Genomic DNA, 20291 nt, shown 5'->3' with positions numbered 1-20291 from the left:
CGATGCCCGAGACGAACACGATGTCCTCGCGGGAGATGCCCAGGGACGGCATGAAGCCCTGGACCGCCGCCAGGATCGCGTAGTCCCCGCAGCCGGGGCACCAGCGCACTTCCTGGTCGGTCTTGAAATCCTTCACCGTCAACGGAAGCAGGGTGGGCGCGGCCCGGCCCTGGGTGCTAGTCGACACTGCTGATCCCTTCCTGGATGACGTCGGCGAGTTCGGCCGAGGTGAACGGCAGGCCGCGGACTTGGTTGTAGCCGACGGCGTCCACCAGGTAGCGGGCGCGCACCACCGATGCCAGCTGTCCCAGGTTCATCTCCGGGACGATGACGAGGTCGTAGCCGTCCAGCACCGGGCCCAGGCCGGCCGGCAGCGGGTTGAGGTGCCGCAGATGGACGTGCGCCACGCCGCCGCCCTGCTCCCGCACCGCCCGGCAGGCGGCTCGTACCGGGCCGTAGGTCGAGCCCCAGCCCAGCACCAGGACCAACGCCTGCCCGGACGGGTCGTCGACGGCCGGCGCCGGGATCGTCGCGGTGATCCGATCCACCTTGGCCTGCCGGACGCGCACCATCAGATCGTGGTTGGCCGGGTCGTAGGAGATCGCACCGCTGCCGTCGGCCTTCTCCAGCCCGCCGACGCGGTGCTCCAGACCGGGCGTTCCGGGCACGGCCCAGGCCCGGGCCAGCGTCTCCGGGTCGCGCAGATAGGGCCAGAAGACCTTGTTCCCGGCGGCGTCGGTGTGGTTGGGCTCAGTGGCGAACCGCACGGACAGCTCCGGCAGCCCACCGACTTCCGGGATCCGCCAGGGTTCCGACCCGTGCGCCAGGTACCCGTCGGAGAGCAGGAACACCGGCGTCCGATACGTCAGCGCGATCCGCGCCGCCTCCAGCGCCGCGTCGAAGCAGTCCGCCGGAGTTGCCGCGGCGACCACCGGGACCGGCGACTCGCCGTTGCGCCCGTACAGCACCTGGAGCAGGTCCGACTGCTCGGTCTTGGTCGGCAGGCCGGTGCTGGGCCCGCCGCGCTGGATGTCGCAGACCACGAGCGGCAGCTCCAGCGCGACGGCCAGGCCGATCGTCTCCGACTTCAGCGCCACCCCGGGGCCCGAGGTGGTGGTGACGGCCAGGGATCCGCCGAACGCGGCGCCCAGAGCCGCCCCGACCGCGGCGATCTCGTCCTCGGCCTGGAAGGTCCGCACGCCGAATTCCTTGTGCTTGCTCAGCTCGTGCAGGATGTCGCTGGCCGGGGTGATCGGGTACGAGCCGAGGAACAGCGGCAGACCGGAGCGCGCGGCGGCGGCCAGCAGCCCGTAGGCCAGGGCGAGGTTCCCGGAGATCGTCCGATACCGGCCGCCGGGCAGCGGCGCCGGGGCCACCTCGTAGGACGTGGCGAACTGCTCGGTCGTCTCCCCGTAGTTCCAGCCCGCCAGGAACGCCGCCCGGTTCGCCGCCGCGATCTGCGGTCGGCCGCCGAACTTGCGTTCCAAGGCCTCGACCGTGCGCTCGATCGGGCGGCCGTAGAGCCAGAACAACAGCCCGAGCGCGAACATGTTCTTCGCCCGCTCGGCCTGTTTGCGGCTCAGTCCGGCCTCGGCCACCGCCGCGACCGTCAGCGAGGTCAGCGGCACCGGATGTACCGCGAACGCCTCCAGCGAACCGTCCTGGAGCGGGTCGCCGTCATAACCGGCCCGGGTCAGGGCCCGGTCGGTGAACTCGTCGGTGTCCACCAGGATCCGCGCTCCGCGTGGCAGAGCCAAGACATGCGCCCGCAGCGCGGCCGGGTTCATCGCCACCAGCACGTCCGGGGTGTCCCCGGGGGTGAGCACGTCGTGGTCGGCGAAGTGCAGCTGGAAGCTGGAGACTCCGGGCAGGGTGCCGGCCGGCGCCCGGATCTCGGCCGGGAAGTCCGGCAGCGTGCAGACGTCGTTCCCGAACGCGGCGGTCTCGGCGGTGAGCCGGTCGCCGGTCAGCTGGATCCCGTCGCCGGAGTCGCCGGCGATCCTGATCACGACCCGGCTCACCGCGACCCGGGGCTTGGCCGTCAGCACCCTGTCGTCCACCGGCATGACTCCCGTCCCTGGACCCGACACTCATCGGCTGGCAGCACCAACGATCCCAACGAACCGCCCGCGCGCGCACCGCCTGGATTGCGCGATCAGCCGCGGTCGGTATCAGCCCTTTGTGATGAGATCGGCGGCCCGCCTGCCGATCATCAGGGTCGGGGCGTCGGTGTTCCCGGACGTCATCTCCGCCGATGACCGAGTCGTCGGCGACGCGCCGACACCCAGGCCGCCGGATCGGCCGACAGGCGCGTGGTGGGAATCCGTGGCCGCCTGCCGTAGTCGCCGCAGGGTCACACCCGCCGCGGCTGCTCCGTCCAGAACTCCTCGCGCAGCGCGCGCTTGAGCACCTTGCCGATCGCCGAGCGCGGCAACGGCCGGAACAGCACCTGCTTCGGCGCCTTGACCGGCCCCAGCCGTTCGCGGCACAGCGCGATCAGCGCGTCGGCGTCGGCCTGCGCGCCGGGTCTGAGCTCGACCACCGCCGTGACCCGCTCGCCCCACTTCTCGTCGGGCACGCCGATGACGGCGCAGTCCCGGACGGCCGGGTCGGCGGCCAGGACCTGCTCGATCTCGCCGGGGAAGACGTTGAAGCCCCCTGAGATGATCAGATCCTTCTTGCGATCGACGATGTACAGGTAGCCGTCCGCGTCGCGGTATCCGATGTCCCCGGTGGCGATCGCGCCGCCGGGCCGGTGGGCGGCCGCGGTCTGCTCGGGGTCGCCGTGGTAGCCGGCCATGCGCAACTCGCTGCGCACGACGATCTCGCCGGGCTCGCCCACCGGGCAGGCGCTGCCGTCCTCGGCGCGGATCGCGACGTTCGCGACCAGGCTGGGACGTCCGCAGCTGGCCAGCCGATGGCGCAGTCCCGGTTCGGCCAGCGCCGCGGCGTGCTCCTCGGGGCTCAGGAACGAGCACATCATCGGCAGTTCGGTCTGCCCGTAGAACTGTGCCATCACCGGCCCGAAGACCTCCAGCGCCTCGGTGAGCCGGCGCACCGAGATCGGCGCCGCGCCGTAGAGGAAGTACCGCAGGCTGCTCAGATCGCGGGTGCGCACGTCCGGATGGTCGAGCAGCGCGTACACCGCGGTCGGCGGCAGGAACAGCCGGGTGACCCGGTTCTCCTCGATCGAGGACAGGATCCGCGCCGGGTCCACCGAGGAGTGGACGACGTTCGTCCCGGCCAGGCCGAGCACCGGGACCAGAGCGGCGCCGGCGGCGTGGGTCAGCGGCGCCGCGACGAGGTTGACCGGATCGGTCTCCGGCAGGTGGGAGTTGAAGGCGTGGACCATCGTCTCGAAGGCGCGGTGCGGCAGCGCGACGGCCTTCGGACGGCCCGTGGTGCCCCCGGTGCCGAAGAGCCCTGCGATGCCTTCCGGATCCAGCGGCTGCGCGGGCGCGCGGGCGTCGGGCGGCGCGAGCCAGGCCGACAGCGGGTCCGCGTCGTCGTCGATCGGGACGAGCAGCTTCAGGCCCGGCACCGCTTGGCGCAGGCGCCGTACCGCGGCCGCGGACTTCACGCTGTACAACAACGCCTCGGCGCCGACCAGGTTGAGCAGCCCGGCCAGTTCCTGCGGCGGGGTCCGGTCGTTCAACGCCACCCACGCGCAGCCCGCACGCGCGACGCCGAGCACGCACGGGAACACCAGCGGCGTGTTCGGGCTGAGCACTCCGACGGGCGTTCCCGGGGCGATCCCGTCCCGGTGCAGTGCGACGGCGATCCGGTGGGTGAGCACCTGCGCCGCGGCGTAGGTGAGCGCACCGCCGCCGTCGGGATCCACGAACGCGAGCCGCTCGGGGGCCATCTCGGCGCCCCGGTCGAAGAACTCGATGAGCTGCACGATCAGGCCCCTGCGACAGCGGGCGATCGGCACAGGTTGACCTGTTCCCCGAGCCCTTCGATGGCGCAGCGCACCTTCTGCCCGTCGCGCAGGAACACCGGCGGCTTGCGGGCCGCGCCGATGCCCGCCGGGGTGCCGGTCGCGATCAGGTCGCCGGGCACCAGCGTGATGATCCGGCTGAGGAACGAGACGATCCGCGCGACCGGGAACACCAGGTCCTCGGTGCAGCCGCGCTGCATCACCTCGCCGTCGACGGTGCAGGTCAGCACCAGCGCCCGGGCGTGGTCCACCTCCTCCGGCGTGACCAGGAAGGGGCCGACCGGGGTCGTGCCCTCGAAGGTCTTGCCGGCCAGGAACTGCGAGGTGCGCAGCTGCCAGTCGCGCACGGAGACGTCGTTGACGATCGTGTACCCGGCGACGGCCTCGAGTGCTTCGTCGGGGTCCGCGTCCCGGACCGCCGTGCCGATCACGACGCCGAGTTCGACCTCCCAGTCCACGGCCTGCGAGTGCGGCGTCAGTGCGATCTCGTCGCCGGCGCCGATCAGGGCCCTGGCATACTTGGCGAAGATCGTCGGATACTCCGGGATCGCCAGTCCCGCCTCCTCGGCGTGGTCGCGATAGCTCACCCCGACGCACACGATCTTCTCCGGCCGGGGCACCAGCGGCGCGAAGTCCGCACCGGCCAGCTCCCGCGTGGGCCCGGCCGCGCCGGCCCGCTCGCGCCAGTCCGGCCCGGCGGCCAGCAGCTCGCCGACGTCCGCGTACGGCAGCACGGTGATGGTGTCGGCGTCCACGCGGCCCGCGGCGGTGCCGTCGCCGACCCGGATCGTCGTCAGTCGCATCGCGGATCCTCCCGTATCAGACCTGGTGAGTCAGTCCTCTGATCCGGGAGGGTACTCGGGGTCCGCGGTGTTGTATACAAATGTTCTGCGATCGGATACAAAAGCAAGCAAGCTGGATACAAACCCGGCGTGATCCCCAGCGCGAAGGAGCACGGTCGTGGCGGTGCGGGCGGCAGTGGACATCGGCGGCACGTTCACCGATCTGGTCCTGTTCGACGACGCGACCGGCGCGCTCGACTGGGGCAAGGCGTTGAGCACGCCGGAGGATCTGATCGTCGGGGTGTTCGGGGCCCTCGACGCCGCCGGCGCGCGGCCGGCCGGGCTCGACACCGTGATCCACGGCAGCACGGTCGTGGTCAACGCCCTGATCGAACGGGACGGGGCGCGCACGGCGCTGGTGACCACCAAGGGCTTCCGCGACGTCTACCCGATCGGCCGGATCAACCGGCCCGACGCGTTCAACCTCGCCTTCACCAAACACACGCCGCTGCTGCCCCGCGAGCTCATCTTCGAGCTCGACGAGCGGCTCGACGCGGCCGGCGAAGTACTGACCCCGCTCGACGAGTCCGGCACCGGGGCACTGGCCGACCGGCTGGCCGCGCTCGGCGTCGAGGCCGTCGCGGTGGTGTTGCTGCACGCCTACCGCAATCCGGAGCACGAGGTACGGGCCGGGCAGATCCTGCGGACGCGGCTGCCCGGCTGCCACATCACGCTCTCGCAGCAGATCAGCCGCGAGTACCGGGAGTTCGAACGGGCCTCGACCACCGTCGCCAACGCCTTCGTCGGCCCGCTGGTCAGCCGCTACCTCGGTCGGCTCCAGGAGCGGCTGTGGGACGGCGGGAGCACGGCCGCGCTGAGCGTCATGCAGTCCAGCGGCGGGGTGACGGACGTCGCGACGGTCTCGCGGCAGTGCGTGCAGATGCTCGAGTCCGGGCCGGCCGGGGGAGTGGTCGGCGCCATCGCACTGTGCCGGACGCTCGGGCGGCGCGACGCCATCGCCTTCGACATGGGCGGCACCACCGCGAAGTCCGCCGTCATCAGGGATCTGACGTTCCCGCTGGCCAGCGACTACTTCCTCGGCGGCTACGCGACCGGGCTGCCGATCCGCATCCCGTGCCTGGACATCGTGGAGGTCGGCACCGGGGGCGGCAGCGTCGCCTGGCTCGACGCCGCAGGCGGGGTGCACGTCGGGCCGCGCAGCGCCGGCGCCGAACCCGGCCCGGCCTGCTACGGCCGCGGCGGGACGCGGCCCACGATCACCGACGCGGCGCTGCTGCTCGGGCACCTCGCGCCGGACGGCCCGATCGCCGGCGGGCTCCGGCTCGACCCGGAGCCGGCCCGCGCGGCGCTGGCGCCGCTGGCGGCCGAACTCGGCCTGGACCTCGTCGCGGCCGCCGCCGGCGTGCTGGCGATCGGCGCCGCGGCCATGGCCGACTCGGTGCGCGCGGTCACCACCGAGCGCGGGCTCGATCCGCGCGACTTCGCGCTCGTGGCCTACGGCGGCAACGGCCCGCTGCACGTCTCGCTGGTCGCGCGCGAACTGGGCGTCACCGACGTGGTGATCCCGCCGATGCCCGCGATGTTCTCCGCGCTCGGGATGCTGATGGCCGACGCCCGGTACGACGTCGTGCAGACCGCGGTGCGGACGGTGAGGCCCGAGTCGGTCGCGGGTCTCGAGGCGGAGTTCGCGGACTTGGAAACCGAGTGCGCCGCCGGGCTTGAAACGTTGCGGGCACGCGCGGAACAGGTGCGGTTCCTGCGCGCGGTGGACATGCGTTATGTGGGCCAGGAGCACACGGTGACGCTGCCGATGCCGGAGATCCCGGCCGGCCTCGGCAGCACCGGCAGTTCTGACGGTTCTGACAGCGCTGACGGCGCGCGGATCCTGGCCGGGGCGTTCGACGCCGCGCACGAGGAACGGTACGGCCACAGCGCCCCGGGCGAACCGGTTCAGGTCGTGAGCCTGCGCGTCTGCGCCCTTGGGATCCTTCCCAAGCCGGACCTGGCGAAGATCCCGCAGGGGGTGGCCCAACCGCCCGGCGCGGCCGTCCTCGGCGACCGGGCCGTGGTGTTCGACCCGGCGGTCGGCCGGGTCCGGTGTCCGGTCTTCGACCGCGGCGCCCTGCTGGCCGGCAACGAGCTCGCCGGCCCCGCCGCCATCGAGGAGCCGACCACCACCGTGCTGCTGCGGCCCGGCGACCGGGCCCGCGTCGACGACTTCGGCAACCTCCTGGTCAGCATCGGAGCGTCCGCATGAGCGCCGCGATCCCGGCCGGTCCGGCCGGCGCCGTCGACCCGATCACCGCCGAGATCATCCGGGCCGGGCTGGTGTCCATCACGGGCCTGATGAAGACCAACCTCATGCGGACCGCCTACAACCTCATCATCTACGAGGCCCAGGACTTCACCGTCGGGCTGTTCGACGCGGACGGCGACCCGTTGTCGATCGGTCTGGGCCTGCCGATGTTCATGGGCGGCCTGTCCGACGCCATCAAGGCCAAGCTGGCCTTCTACGGCCGGGACGGGATCGAGCCCGGCGACGTCCTGCTGACCAACGACGCCTACATCATGGGCAGCCACCTCAACCACATGATCTTCACGCTGCCGGTGTTCCATGACGGCGAACTGGTCGGGTTCGCCTCGTCGATGGCGCACTGGATCGACGTCGGCGGCGTCCTGGGCGGCACGACGACGGACATCTACGCCGAGGGTTTGCAGGTCCCGATCGTGAAGATCTTCAAGCGCGGGGTGCAGGACGACGAGCTGACCCGGCTGATCGCGACGAACGTGCGCTTCCCGGATCTGGCGATGGGCGACCTGCGTGCGCAGGTCGCCGCGGTGCGCACCGGCGAGGCCCGGCTGCGCGCGATGTACGAGCGCTACGGGGCGCCGGTGGTCGCCTCGGCCGTCGCGGACCTGTTCGACCGCAGCGAACGCCTCGCGCGCCAGGCAGTGTCGCGCATCCCGGACGGCGAGTACCACGCCGAGGCGTTCATAGACGACGACGGGGTGCACGCCACCGAGCGCATCCCGGTGCGGGTGCGGGTCCTCGTCGGGGGCGACACCATGACCGTGGACCTGAGCCGGATGAGCCCGCAGGTCGCGGGCTATTTCAACTGCGGCACCACCGCCGGGAGGTCCGCGGCCCAGGTCGCGTTCAAATGCCTGACCTCGCCGCACGAGCTGCCGATCAACGCCGGCGCGCTGCGTCCGCTGGAGGTGCTGCTGCCGCCGGGAACCGTGGTCAGCGCGGTGCGCCCGGCCGCCATGCGCTGGTGGATGACGATTCCGATGACGGTCGTGGACTGTGTGTTCCGGGCCATGGCCGATGTGATGCCGGACGTGTCGATCGCCGGCCACCACGCGGACCTGGCGATGACGCACACCCACGGGGTCGGCGCGGACGGGCGGTTCTTCCAGTTCTTCGGCGGCCCGCAGGGCGGCGGCTGGGGAGCCACGTCGCGCGCCGACGGTCAGGACGCGACGATCTGCATCAACGACGGGGACACGCACAATGTGCCGGTGGAGGCCGTCGAGGCGAAGTATCCGATGATCCGCATCGGTGAGTACTCCTTGCGCGAAGACTCCGGCGGCCCCGGTCGGTACCGCGGTGGCCTGGGTACCCGCCTGTCGGTGGTCGTCGACCGGCCCGCGCGCGTGGACGCGTGGATGGAGCGCACGGCCTGCGCGCCGTGGGGTCTGCACGGCGGGGCGGACGCCGCACCGAACCAGCTGTACGTGCGGCGTGCGGACGGCGAGGTCGTCGAGTTCCCGGGCGGCAAGGTGTCAGGGTTCGAATTACGTCCCGGCGACCGGCATGTCGTCGACACCGGTGGTGGCGGCGGTCTCGGCGACCCGTTCGAGCGTCCGCCGGCCGAGGTGCTCGCCGACGTACGCGCGGGCTACGTGTCGCTCGCGCAAGCCCGCTCGGCCTATGGTGTGGAGCTGCGCCGGAGCGATGAGGGCGGGTTCGAGGTCGACGAGGCCGCGACCTCGGCCCTGCGCGCGGGGCGTTCGACGGCGGGCTCCGGCTCCGATCAGTGACGGCTCCGTGACGGCTCCGTGACGGCTCCGTGACGACTCAGTGACGACGACAGGCGCGAAATCCATGGCGGACGCAGGGGACCGGCCGGACGCGGTGGAACCGGCCACCAAGACACACACGGTGTACGACACGCTGCGCCGCATGATCCTGGCCGGCGAGCTCGCCCCGGACTCGGTCGTCTCCGTGCTCGACCTCAGCCGCCGCTTCGGCGTGAGCCGGACGCCGCTGCGCGAGTCGCTGCGGCTGCTGGAGCGCGACGGGCTGATCGTGTACGTGGGCTCACACCAGCACCGGTCGGTGCGTATCAGCCCCCTGAGTATGAGCGACCTCGACGAACTCTACGCACTGCGCGTCCCGCTGGAGGCGTTGGCGCTGTCGCTGACCGCTCCGGCCCTGCGCCGCAGCGACCTGCGAACACTGCGCGGCGAGGCCGAGCTGACCGCCCGGGGCGACGCCGAGGCCCACCGCCGCTTCCACACCATGCTGCGCAAGGGCGCGGGCGAGCGCATCAACCACCGCCTCGACGAGCTCTTCGACCAGGCAAGCCGCTACCAGTGGGCCTTCATGGAGCGCGAGCCCGACCCCGAGGTGGTGGCCGAGCGCCTGGCCGAACACCACGGCCTCGTCGACGCCCTGGCCGCCGGCGACCTGCAACGCGCCCGCGAACTCCTCGTCGACCACCTCGCCGGCACCGCCCTGGCCCTGATGACCGCCGAACGCCACGCCCCGTTCGCCCTGCCGCGCGCCATCGCCATGGCCAAGGCCCGGCAGGACACCGTGGCGGGCACTTCCGCAGCACACTGATTCGACTCCCGCCACTTCGATCGAGCCGAGCAGTCTGGGCGACGACCGTCGGGTTCGGCTCTGGATACCGTATTCGTATTCGTATTCGTATTCGTGACGACGTGGGATGCCTCGCCAACAGGAGCTTCAGCGATGCGGGTGGTACGGGTGAGGGAGTTCGGGCCGCCGGCGGTCCTCCGGGTCGAGGAGGAGGCCGAGGCCAGGCCCGGGCCCGGGCAGGTGCTCGTGCGCGCGGAGCTGGCAGGGGTCATCTACGGCGAGACGGTCGTGCGCTCCGGGCAGTATCCGCTCCCGCTGCCCTGGATCCCGGGGACGGAGGTCGGCGGCCGGGTCGAGGCGGTCGGCGCCGGCGCGGACGAGGAACTCCTCGGGCGGCGGGTCGTCGCCACGACACTCGGGAACGTCGGCGGCTACGCCGAATACGCCCTGGCCAAGACCGGCAACGTGCTGCCGGTGCCGGACGGGCTCGCCATGCACTCCGCCGTCGCGGTCTTCCAGGCCGGGGCGATCTCCATCGGCATCCTCGAGGCGGTCGGATTCCTGCCGGGCGAGACGGTCCTGGTCACCGCCGCCGCCGGGCGGATCGGCTCGCTGCTCGTCCAGCTGGCCAAGACGGTCGGCGCGAAAACCGTCATCGGCGCCGTGGGCAGCGCGGCGAAGCTCGCGGCGGCCGGCGACTTCGGTGCCGATGTGGCCGTGGACTACAGCGAGTCGGACTGGACGGCCAGAGTGCAGGAGGCGACCGGCGGCCGCGGCGCGGACGTCGTGCTCGACGCCGTCGGCGGCAGCGTGGGGCGGCAGGCCCTGAACGCCGCCGCCTACGGCACCGGGCGGATCGGCATCTACGGGTTCGCCTCGGGCTCCCCGACGTCGTTCGACGCCATGAAGATCACCCGGCGGGGTCTGAGCGTGATGGGGGCGCTCGGCAAGACCTTCGCCAAGCCGGCGGCCGACCGGCGCGCGTACGCCGAGGAGGCGCTCGCCTCGGCGGCCGCGGGTCGCCTGGTCCCGCGGATCCACGGCGTCTTCCCCTTCGAGCGGGCGCCGGACGCACACACGGAACTGGACGAGCGGCGCAACATCGGGGCGGTACTGCTGCGCCCATGAGAGGCACACGTGCACGCCAGGCGGCGAGTCCGGCGCACTCACCGTGCGACCGCCCGCGTGTAGATCTCCGCCAGGCTGCGCGCCCGCAACATCTCGGGCAGCGATACCGGACGCTGGGTCTCCCGCTCGACGGCGGCGAGCAGCGCGATCAGGTGGACCGAGTCCCAGCCGGGTGTCTGGTCGAAGTCGAGGTGGACGTTCTCCATCGTCACCGGCAAACCTATCTCGTCGTGAACCAGGGCGACGAAGTCGGCGAGGTCGTTCACCGCGGGTACTCCCTTCAAGGCCTTGACGATCAGAACTCGGCGGTCAGCCGAAGGTGCGTGACGGGGTCCGGCAGGGTGCGCAGGCCATGGCGGAACACCGCGCGGGTGCCGTCGTCCGAGACCGTGGCGAAGCCGTTGCGCGGATACAGATCCGCGACCTTCCCGTTCTTCGGCGTGCGGCGGTATTCGGCCACCACCTCGCGCGCTCCTTCCTCCCTTGCCTGTTCCAGGACGGCGCGCAGGCAGGCCTGCTCGATCCCCCGGGAGAAGACCCGGCAGCTGAGCAGGAAGTTCTCGATCCGGACGCTCGGGCCGTCGCTGGTGGTGAACAGGACGCCCACCATCCCGTTGTCCCCGAACCGGTCGGCCGAACGGATCGTGAGAACCCGGCGGGCGGGGTCCGCGGCCAGTCCGGCGACCTCCTGCTCCGACAGCCGCACCGTACACAGGTTGAACTGGTTGGTGCGCAGAGTGATCTGCGAGACCCGGTCCAGGTCGCGTTCCAGCGCCGGCGCCACCTGGACCCGTAGCTCGAGGCCGCGCAGGTAGTCCTCGATGGACGCCGATCCGGCCGCGAAGTCCTCGCGCTCCAGCTCCTCCCGGTAACCGCGCGGGCGGTTCCGGTCCTCGGCCGTCAGCGTCCTGGTGTCGAACCAGCCGTCGGCCAGCAGCCGGTCGATGTGCAGGGCCGGTTCGTCGTCCAGGGGGACGACGGCGACCTCGGGCAGCTCGTGGCGGATCAGGCCGCACTCGAAGGCACTGTCGTCGGTGAAGACGAACGCGTCGGTACCCAGGTTCAGTTCGGCACCCAGGCGACGGATGTTCTCGGCCTTGGACTCCCAGTTCGCCACGACGCGGACGAAATCCTGCTCGCCGAGCACCATGCCCGGGTGGCCGGTGAGCACCTCGCGCACCGGCCCCGGGTCGTTCTTGCTGACGGCCGTCAGCAGCACGCCCTGCGCGCGGATCTGCTTGACCACCCGCTGGAAGGCCTGGAACGCCTCCGCGCGGTGGCCTTCGCCGAGTTCGACGCCCTCGGCGCCGTCGTCGCCGACGACCCCGCCCCACAGCGTGCCGTCGAGGTCGACGGCCAGTACCTTCCGGGTGCGGCCGAGCAGGTTCCGCACCAGATGCGCGGCCTCCCGGGCGTACGCGCCCAGCAGCTCGCCGGACAGGTGGGCCTTGAGATACCTGCTCAACCTCGGCTCGGCGGCGGGTATGCCTTCGGCGAGCCAGGGGGTCACGTCGAACACCGTCAGTCCGGGCCGGTCGGCGGACAGCCGCAGGAGTCGGGCGTTGGCCTCGTGCCAGGCGGCTGCCGCGGCGGCCCGGGACCCGTGGTCGATCAGCTGGGCCGTCACTTGGCGCGGGAGCGGCAGGGTGTTGAAGACCAGGTGCCCGCCCGAGGTCGCGGCGTGCGATGCGGCGAGCCGTCCGAACAGCGCGAGCTTCTCCTCCAGGATCCGTTCCAGATCACAGACCTGCCACGGGGTGGGCAGCTCGTCCATGACGATCTGCGGGTCCAGCACGCACAGCGTCACCTCGGGCGCGGCCGCCTGCGTCCCCGTGGGATCAGGTCCGTCGGCCGGGCCGCAGAGGTCGAAGACGTAGGAGTCGAACTCGCTGAGGTACGGCTGCAGCACGATGCCGTGCCGGGCCAGCTGCGCGGTCAGTCGGGGAACCAGGTCCGCGAGTACGCCGTGACCTGTGATCGCGACGCGGACGACCGGCACGGCGGGATGGACGGCCCGCACTTGGGCCGGACTCAGCCGCGCGAGCACCCGGCCCGCCGCCGCGAGGTCGGTGTCGTCGAGCTCGGCCAGCACGGCGCGGACACTCGGGTACTCGACGGCGAGCCTGCCGGAGGCGATCATGGATCGCAGAACATGTATACGGCCCGCGCCGGTGGCGATGTCGGTATCGGTGACAGGTTCGGACGTCATCGGAGCTCATGTCCTTTCCAAGGCGAAGCCGGCGGTGATCCATTTGCTCGACTCCACCGTCACCCCGAGAGCGCGGTCGCCGGCCACCATCTGCGGCAGCAGCCGTTCGAGCTGGATGAAGGGGACCGCGTTGCCGGTGTTCGCCGTCTCGGTGACACAGGAGATCTCCTCGGCGCCCGGCATCTGCAGTTCCTCGGTGATCGTCTCGGCCATCTTCCCGGACAGCTGCGGCGGCAGCAGGTAGTCGATCTCGTGTTCGGCCCACCGCGTGCGCTCCAGCAGTTCCTTGACGATCTCCCGGGACATCGACGGCACCGATTCCTGGATCGCCTTGTAGTCCTCGCGGGCCGCCGGCAGATCCAGGTGGCGGTCGGCGAGGCCGAACCACTCCACCTGCTGCCCGGGGGCGCGGCCCGCGCCGGTGACTTTGTTGAGCACCTGCCGCACCGCCGTCGTGCCGGGCACCCGGTCCCGGGTGAGGACCGCCGCCCCGGCCCCGTCGCCGAACAGCAGCATGTTCACCAGCTCGCCGGGGCTCAGCTTGCCGACGTCGATGTCCAGGTCGAAGTGCTTGACCAGGATGTCGCCGCCCAGCACGAGGGCGTTGCGCCGGCCCGGCGCGAGCAGGAGCTGACGGCCGAGGTCGATCGCCTGGTAGGCGCCGGCACAACCGGACTGCAGCTGGTAGGTCGGGATCCCGTTGACGCCCAGGCGTTCGGCCACCAGGTTCACCGTCGTCGGCAGCAGCGAATCCGGGGTCGCCGACGCGAAGACCATCACGTCGACGTCCCGCGCCCGCATCCCCGCCGCGTCCAGCGCCCGGCGCCCGGCTTCGGCCCCGAGATCGACCAGCGTGGCCGTGGCGCAGCCGTCCTCCAGGTCCAGGGCGAGGTGCCGGGTCCCGGGCCCGATGAACTCGTCGATCCACTGCGACCAGACCCCGTCGAGCCGCAACCTGCGCGCGAGCGCCGCGTTGTCCAGGGGCGGTCCCGGAAGCGCCGAGCCGGCGGACAGCAGCCTGAAATCGGAGACGTCTTCGACGGTGTTCTCGGCCATCTGGAGCATCCTTCCGCGGGTCGGCGGCGGGTCGCCTGCTTCGAACCCAACGCTGGGACGCCGCGCTAAAGCCGCGCTAACCCGGGCTGCCGGTGGCCGCCTCACCGCCGCCGGATGCGGGTCGCCGATTTAGAACGCGGCAAGCGGCGCACAAGTCCGCTCGGCGACCTTCGATGCAGCGAGCCGAAACGTACGCGGGCCGTGCTCGCTCCGGCTCCACGCTCCGGTACCTCCAGTTGCCAAGGGAACGGCTGCAGATGGCGAACGAAGAGAAGCTCCGCGAGTACCTCAAACGGGCCACCTCCGACCTCCAGCAGACGCGCGAGCTGCTGCGGGAGAGCCAGGAGCGGGCGTACGAGCCCGTGGCCATCGTGGGCATGTCGTGCCGGTTCCCGGGCGGAGTGCACTCGCCGGAAGACCTCTGGCGTGTCGTGTCCGACGCCGTGGACGCGGTCACCCCGTTTCCGGACAACCGCGGTTGGGACCTCGCCGCCCTCTACGACCCGGACCCCGACGCCCCCGGCACCTGCTACGCCCGACACGGCTGTTTCCTGCACGACGCCGACCTGCACGACCCGGAGTTCTTCGGCATCAATCCGCGCGAGGCGCTCGCGATGGATCCCCAGCAGCGCCTGCTGCTCGAGAGTGCCTGGGAGGTGTTCGAGCGCGCGGGGATCGACCCGGTCTCGCTGCGCGGCAGCCGTACCGGGGTCTTCGCCGGGGTCATGTACAACGACTACGGCTCCCGGTTCCGCAAGGCTCCCGAAGGCATGGACGGGTATCTCGTCAACGGCAGCGCCGGCAGCGTCGCCTCCGGCCGGATCTCCTACACCTTCGGGTTCGAAGGCCCCGCGGTCACCGTCGACACCGCCTGTTCCTCCTCGTTGGTCGCGATCCATCTGGCGGTCCAGTCGCTGCGCCGCGGCGAGTCCGAGCAGGCCGTCGCCGGCGGGGTGTGCGTCATGTCCACCCCGACCTCGCTGGTCGACTTCTCCCGGCAGCGCGGACTGGCCGCGGACGGCCGGGTGAAGGCCTTCTCAGACCACGCCGACGGTACGGTGCTCGGCGAGGGTGTGGGGCTGCTGCTGCTGGAGCGGCTCGCTGACGCGCAAAGCCGAGGGCACACGGTGCTGGCCGTGATCCGGGGCAGCGCCGTGAACCAGGACGGCAGCAGCAGCCAGCTCACCGCTCCGAACGGCCCCTCGCAGGAACGCGTGATCCGACAGGCCCTTGCCGACGCCCGCCTTGAAGCGTCGGAGGTGGACGCCGTTGAAGCGCACGGGACCGGTACCTCCCTCGGGGATCCGATCGAGGCGCGGGCCCTGCTCGGTGCGTACGGTGCGAAGCGACCGGCGGGCCGGCCGCTGTGGATCGGCTCGGTCAAGTCGAACATCGGTCACGCGCAGGCTGCGGCCGGGGTCGCCGGCGTCATCAAGACGGTGATGGCCATGCGGCACCGCGAACTGCCGCCGACCCTGCACGTCGATCGGCCCAGCGAACATGTCGACTGGTCACACGGCGGCATCGAACTCCTCGCCGAGCCGCAGCCGTGGGACAAGCCGGAGGGCGCCGGCCCGCGTCGCGCGGGCGTCTCCTCCTTCGGGATCAGCGGGACGAACGCTCACCTGATCCTGGAGGAGGCCGCGACCGTCGGGACTCCCGTGGCATACGTGGCGGCCGATCCGGCTGAACCGGCGGATCGGGTTGAACTGTCCGGTCCGGTTGAACCGGCCGATCCGGTTGAACTGACCGGTCCGGTTGAACTGACCGGTCCATCCGGTCCATCCGGTCCGGCCGATCCGCAGGCATCGCCCGACGGCCAGGCCGTCCTCTGGCCGATCTCCGCGCGCACCTCCAAGGCGCTGGCCGGCCAAGCCGCCCGCCTGCTCGACTGGGCGACCGAGCACCCGGAAGCAGAGCCCGTGGATATTGCTTTCGCTCTCGGCCAGACCCGCTCCCACCACCGGTATCGGGCTGCGGCCGTCGGTGCGGACCGTGCCGGTCTGCTGCGCTCTCTTTCCGTTCTGGCTGAAGGCGGCCACGCGGCCGACGCGCCGTCGGGCACCGCCGCTGGTCGCCGCTCCCGTACCGCGTTCATGTTCACCGGCCAGGGCAGTCAGTACATCGGCATGGGCAGCGAGCTCCACCGGACATACCCGGTCTTCGCGCAGGCCTTCGGCGCCGCCTGCGACGAACTCGACCCGCACCTCGCGAGCGAGCTCGGGATGCCGTTGCGCCACCTCGTGTTCGCGTCCGCGGAATCCCCCGACGGGGCCGGGCTCAACGAGACCGTGTGTGCCCAAGCGGGTCTGTTCGCGGTGGAGACAGCCCTCTACCACCTCGTCGAGTCCTGGGGCCTGCGCCCCGACTACCTCATCGGACACTCCGTGGGCGAGCTGACAGCGGCTCACGTGGCCGGGGTGCTCTCGCTCGCCGACGCCTGCACGTTGGTGGCCGCGCGTGGCCGGCTGATGCAGGCGCTTCCGCGCGGCGGGGCCATGGTCTCGATCCAGGCCACGGAGGCGGAGGCGCTCCCGCTGGTGGACCGGCATGCCGCCGAGGTTTCCCTCGCGGCCGTCAACGGCCCCCGGGCCGTGGTCGTCTCCGGCGAGCAGGACGCTGTCACCGCAATCGCCGAACACTTCGAGACACAGGGCCGCAGAGTCAGGCGATTGCGGGTCAGCCATGCCTTCCACTCCCCGCTCATGGAGCCCATGCTCGCGGAGTTCCGCCAGGTGGCCGAGGGTCTTCGCTACTCCCGACCAGTGTTTCCCATCGTCAGCAACCTGACCGGCCGGGTCGCGACCGCGGAGGATCTCGGGTCCGCCGAGCACTGGGTGCGGCACGTGCGTGCGGCCGTGCGGTTCGACGACGGCATCCGGTACCTCGCCGAGCAGGGCGTCGCCCGGTATCTGGAGCTGGGTCCCGGCGGCGTGCTGGCTGCGGCCGCCCAGGACACGCTCGACGACGTCGCCGGATCGGCAGCCGACGGCGGACCGGCCCCGATCGTCGCACCCGCGCTGCGCCGCGACGCCCCGGAAGCCGTCACCGTGCTCGGTGCGGCGGCCCGAATGCACATCGGCGGTGCGGTCCTGGACTGGGGCGCGCTGTACCCCGGTCGGCCCGCGCCTCGCCTGGATCTGCCGACGTATGCGTTCGAGCGCCGGCGCTACTGGCTCGATGCCCCGGTCGAAGCCGCCGATCCGTCGCGGCTCGGGTTCTCCGCGGCCGGCCATCCCCTGCTCGGCGCGGCCCTCACCCTCGCCGACGGCGAGGGCATGGTGCTCACCGGGCGTCTGGCGGGCGACAGCTTGCCGTGGATCACAGAGCACCGCGTCGCAGGCGCCGTGATCCTGCCCGGCACGGCGTTCGTCGAGATGGTGCTGCGGGCGGGGCAGGAGGCGGGTTGCCCGCAGATCGACGAGCTCTCACTCCAGGCGCCGCTGCCGATCGCCGAGGACTCGGCCGTGCTGGTGCAGGTCCTCATCGGCGCCGCCGACGACGACGGTCGACGCGAGATCTCCGTGCACTCGCGCAGACAGGACGACGTCGACGCGCCCTGGACCCGGCATGCCGCGGGCATGATCAACGCGGGCGACGCCGAGGCCGAGGTCGGCGCCGAGGTTGGCGCCGAAACCGCAGACGGCGCTGACGCCGCAGCCGGGCTGACTGCCTGGCCGCCACCGGGCGCGGAGCCGATCCCGATGGCCGACTTCTACGACCGGCTCGCCGAGGCGGACTACACCTACGGCCCGCGATTCCGCGGCCTGCGGGCACTGTGGCACCAGGGCGACTCGCTCTTCGCCGAGGTCGCGCTGCCCGACGCGGACCCCACGTCCGGGCCGGACGACGCGGGCCGGTACGGCCTGCACCCGGCGCTCCTGGACGCGGTGCTGCACGCCCTCGGCAGCCGGCGCGCGCCGGATGAGCCGGTTCTGGTGCCGTTCGAATGGAACCGGGTCCGTCTGCACACCAGCGGGGCACACACCCTGCGTGCGCGGCTGACTCTGCATTCCGCGCACAGCGTTTCCATCACGCTCGCCGACCCGTCCGGCGTCACGGTCGCCGAGATCGACCGGCTCACGCTGCGCCCGATCGACCCCGAGCGGCTGGCCGCCCTGGGGCGGAATCAGAGCTTCGATTCGCTGTACCGCCTCGAGTGGACGCCTCTTCGGCGTTCCGGGGCGGATGCCCCCTCGGGCCCGGCGTCGGGCTCGGTGCCGGGTCCGGTGTCGGCGCGCGCGGCCGAGTGGGCGGCGATCGACCAGGGCGCGGACACCGGGAGCCTGCGAAAGGCGCTGTCCGGGGCCGATGTCCGGGTCCTGGCCTACCCGGACGTGGCCGCGGTCGTCGAGGCGGCGGACACGCACTCGCCGGAGACGGTGCTGCTGCCGTGCGCGGCTCCCGGCCTGCAGGCCGGGCCCGAAGCCGCCGCCGCGCACGCGGCCGTCGAGCGCGTCATGACCGTGCTTCAGGCATGGATCGCCGAAGAGGAGCTGGCGCAACGTACTCGACTGGTCATCATCACCCGCGGCGCGGTGGCCACCTCCCCGGACCAGGCCGAACTGGATCCGAGCCACGCCGCGGTGTGGGGATTCGTCCGTGCGGTCCAGAACGAGCACGCCGACCTGCCCATCCAGCTCGTCGATCTGGCCACGGCCGGGTCGGACGCCGCCGACGACTGGTCGGGCCTGCCGACAGTCCTGCGCACGGTCCCTGACGACGTGTCGCAGTTCGCCGTGCGCGGCCGGACCGTGCTCGTCCCGCGCCTGGCCCGGCTCCGAAGCACCGGCGCGGCGCCCGGAACCGCCGCCGCTGGACTGCTCCCGCCGCCCGACGCGCCGCAGTGGCGCCTGGACACCACCGCTCGCGGCACCCTGGAGAACCTCGCGCTCGTGCCCGCTCCGGAGGCGGCCCGTCCGCTCGGCGCCGGCGAGGTCCGGGTGGCCGTCCGCGCGGCAGGTCTGAACTTCCGCGATGTGCTCATCGCACTCGGCGTGTACCCGGGGGACGACGCCCGGATGGGCGGCGAGGGTGCGGGGGTGATCGTGGAGTGCGCCGCGGACGTCGTCGGATTCTCGGTCGGCGACCGGGTGTTGGGACTGCTCCCCGGTTCCTTCGGCCCCGTCTCCGTCACCGATGCGCGCACCATCGCCCGGATCCCCGAGGGCTGGTCCTTCGAGCAGGCGGCCGCTGTGCCCATCGCCTTCCTGACGGCCTATCGCGGCCTCGCGGACCTCGCGAGGCTCCGTGCGGGCGAATCAGTGCTCATCCATGCCGGTACCGGAGGCGTCGGCACGGCCGCCATCGGGCTCGCCCGGCACTGGGGCGCGGAGGTCTTCGCCACCGCGAGCGAAGGCAAACGCGACGTCCTGTGCGGCCTCGGGCTCGACGCCGAGCACATCGCCGACTCGCGGACGCTCGAGTTCGAGCAGTGCTTCCGGGCCGCCACCGAGGGCCGGGGCGTGGACGTCGTCCTGGACTCGCTCGCCGGCGAGTTCGTCGACGCCTCCCTGCGCCTGCTCGCCGAGGGCGGCCGCTTCGCCGAGATGGGCAAGACGGACATCCGCCACGGCGCCGACGTCCGCCGGGACCATCCGCACATCGCCGACTATCAGGCTTTCGACCTGGCCGACGTCGGTCCCACGCGGGTCGCCGAGATGCTCGCGGATATCGTGGCGCTGCTGGAGAGCGGCGAGCTGACGGGTATTCCGGTGCGGAGCTGGGATGTGCGGCGCGCGCCGGAGGCTCTGCGCTTCATGAGCCAGGCCCGGCACACCGGAAAGATCGTACTGACCATGCCTCCGGTGCTGGATCCGGAGGGCACGGTGCTGATCACCGGCGGCACCGGAACCCTCGGCACGCTGGTCGCCCGCCACTACGTCACCACCCGTGGCGTCCGACACCTGCTGTTGACCAGCCGCCGTGGACCGGATGCCCCCGGTATCGCGGAGCTGCGCGAAGAACTCACCGACTTGGGCGCGACGGTCACCATCGCCGCCTGCGACGCCAGCGACCCGGACCAGCTCGCGGGCGTCCTGGACGCGATCCCCGCCGCCCGCCCGCTCACGGCTGTGGTGCATGCCGCCGGTCACCTGGCTGATGCCACCTTCGCCAACCAGAGCCCTGAGTCTCTTCACAGTGTTCTGGCGGCCAAGGCCGACAGCGCCTGGAACCTGCACGCCTACCTGATCCGGCACGACATCCGCTTGGCCGAGTTCACGTTGTTCTCCTCCATCGCCGGCATCCTGGGCAACCCCGGCCAAGCCAACTACGCCGCCGCCAACACCTACCTGGACGCCCTGGCCCACCACCGCCACACCCACC

The 20291-nt window shown here is 72.0% G+C and carries 10 protein-coding genes and 2 pseudogenes; 5 read left to right on the top strand and 7 right to left on the bottom strand.

Annotation, left to right across the window (positions count from 1 at the left end):
* The 4 genes and pseudogenes from GWK61_RS38575 to GWK61_RS38560 all read right to left on the bottom strand — a co-directional run.
* A pseudogene (locus GWK61_RS38575) lies at positions 1-187 on the bottom strand (2-oxoacid:ferredoxin oxidoreductase subunit beta); the annotation flags it as partial.
* Positions 177-2066 carry a 2-oxoacid:acceptor oxidoreductase subunit alpha gene (locus GWK61_RS38570; RefSeq protein ID WP_194916656.1) on the bottom strand — a complete coding sequence of 630 codons (1890 nt, stop codon included), beginning with the start codon at positions 2064-2066 and terminating at the stop codon, positions 177-179. The gene GWK61_RS38570 and the pseudogene GWK61_RS38575, both read right to left, overlap by 11 nt.
* Before the next feature lie 287 nt (positions 2067-2353).
* On the bottom strand, positions 2354-3901 hold the full coding sequence (locus GWK61_RS38565; RefSeq protein ID WP_194916655.1) for an AMP-binding protein: 1548 nt from the start codon (positions 3899-3901) through the stop codon (positions 2354-2356).
* Positions 3902-3903: 2 nt separating this feature from the next.
* Positions 3904-4743: a fumarylacetoacetate hydrolase family protein gene (locus tag GWK61_RS38560; protein WP_194916654.1), complete on the bottom strand. Its 840-nt coding sequence runs from the start codon at positions 4741-4743 to the stop codon at positions 3904-3906.
* Positions 4744-4900: 157 nt separating this feature from the next.
* Here GWK61_RS38560 and GWK61_RS38555 point away from each other — a divergent pair, with 157 nt between their 5' ends.
* From GWK61_RS38555 to GWK61_RS38540, 4 genes are all read left to right on the top strand, one after another.
* Positions 4901-7000, top strand: a complete 2100-nt coding sequence (locus tag GWK61_RS38555) for a hydantoinase/oxoprolinase family protein (protein ID WP_194916653.1) — start codon at positions 4901-4903, stop codon at positions 6998-7000.
* On the top strand, positions 6997-8787 hold the full coding sequence (locus GWK61_RS38550) for a hydantoinase B/oxoprolinase family protein (protein ID WP_194916652.1): 1791 nt from the start codon (positions 6997-6999) through the stop codon (positions 8785-8787). The genes GWK61_RS38555 and GWK61_RS38550 overlap by 4 nt, the downstream gene beginning before the upstream one ends.
* A 64-nt stretch (positions 8788-8851) precedes the next feature.
* The gene (locus GWK61_RS38545) at positions 8852-9592 is read left to right on the top strand and encodes a GntR family transcriptional regulator (RefSeq protein WP_194916651.1); all 741 of its coding nucleotides are present in this window, start codon (positions 8852-8854) and stop codon (positions 9590-9592) included.
* Between the two features lie 132 nt (positions 9593-9724).
* Positions 9725-10699, top strand: a complete 975-nt coding sequence (locus GWK61_RS38540) for a zinc-binding dehydrogenase (protein WP_194916650.1) — start codon at positions 9725-9727, stop codon at positions 10697-10699.
* 38 nt (positions 10700-10737) lie between these two features.
* Here the strand turns inward: GWK61_RS38540 and GWK61_RS38535 are convergent, their stop codons facing one another.
* From GWK61_RS38535 to GWK61_RS38525, 3 genes are read right to left on the bottom strand one after another with little or no spacing between them, the layout of a single operon-like run.
* Positions 10738-10965 carry a phosphopantetheine-binding protein gene (locus GWK61_RS38535; RefSeq protein WP_194916649.1) on the bottom strand — a complete coding sequence of 76 codons (228 nt, stop codon included), beginning with the start codon at positions 10963-10965 and terminating at the stop codon, positions 10738-10740.
* 29 nt (positions 10966-10994) lie between these two features.
* The gene (locus tag GWK61_RS38530; RefSeq protein ID WP_194916648.1) at positions 10995-12908 is read right to left on the bottom strand and encodes an HAD-IIIC family phosphatase; all 1914 of its coding nucleotides are present in this window, start codon (positions 12906-12908) and stop codon (positions 10995-10997) included.
* Between the two features lie 6 nt (positions 12909-12914).
* Complete coding sequence (locus GWK61_RS38525) at positions 12915-13964, bottom strand: 3-oxoacyl-ACP synthase III family protein (protein ID WP_194916647.1); 1050 nt, start codon at positions 13962-13964, stop codon at positions 12915-12917.
* A 281-nt stretch (positions 13965-14245) separates the two neighbouring features.
* Here GWK61_RS38525 and GWK61_RS57385 point away from each other — a divergent pair.
* Positions 14246-20291 (top strand): annotated as a pseudogene (locus GWK61_RS57385) (SDR family NAD(P)-dependent oxidoreductase); the annotation flags it as partial.

This window comes from Catenulispora rubra, assembly GCF_015356825.1.
Taxonomy (GTDB): domain Bacteria; phylum Actinomycetota; class Actinomycetes; order Streptomycetales; family Catenulisporaceae; genus Catenulispora; species Catenulispora rubra.
The sequence above is the reverse complement of the archived record's forward strand: the minus strand, read 5'-3'. Positions and strand labels throughout refer to the sequence as shown.

Bases quoted from the DNA above. Each gene is read 5' to 3' on its own strand.
- GWK61_RS38540 (WP_194916650.1), top strand. From the start codon at position 9,725: ATGCGGGTGGTACGGGTGAGGGAGTTCGGGCCGCCGGCGGTCCTCCGG.
- GWK61_RS38525 (WP_194916647.1), bottom strand. From the start codon at position 13,964: ATGGCCGAGAACACCGTCGAAGACGTCTCCGATTTCAGGCTGCTGTCC.
- GWK61_RS38560 (WP_194916654.1), bottom strand. From the start codon at position 4,743: ATGCGACTGACGACGATCCGGGTCGGCGACGGCACCGCCGCGGGCCGC.
- GWK61_RS38545 (WP_194916651.1), top strand. From the start codon at position 8,852: ATGGCGGACGCAGGGGACCGGCCGGACGCGGTGGAACCGGCCACCAAG.
- GWK61_RS38550 (WP_194916652.1), top strand. From the start codon at position 6,997: ATGAGCGCCGCGATCCCGGCCGGTCCGGCCGGCGCCGTCGACCCGATC.
- GWK61_RS38570 (WP_194916656.1), bottom strand. From the start codon at position 2,066: ATGCCGGTGGACGACAGGGTGCTGACGGCCAAGCCCCGGGTCGCGGTG.
- GWK61_RS38530 (WP_194916648.1), bottom strand. From the start codon at position 12,908: ATGACGTCCGAACCTGTCACCGATACCGACATCGCCACCGGCGCGGGC.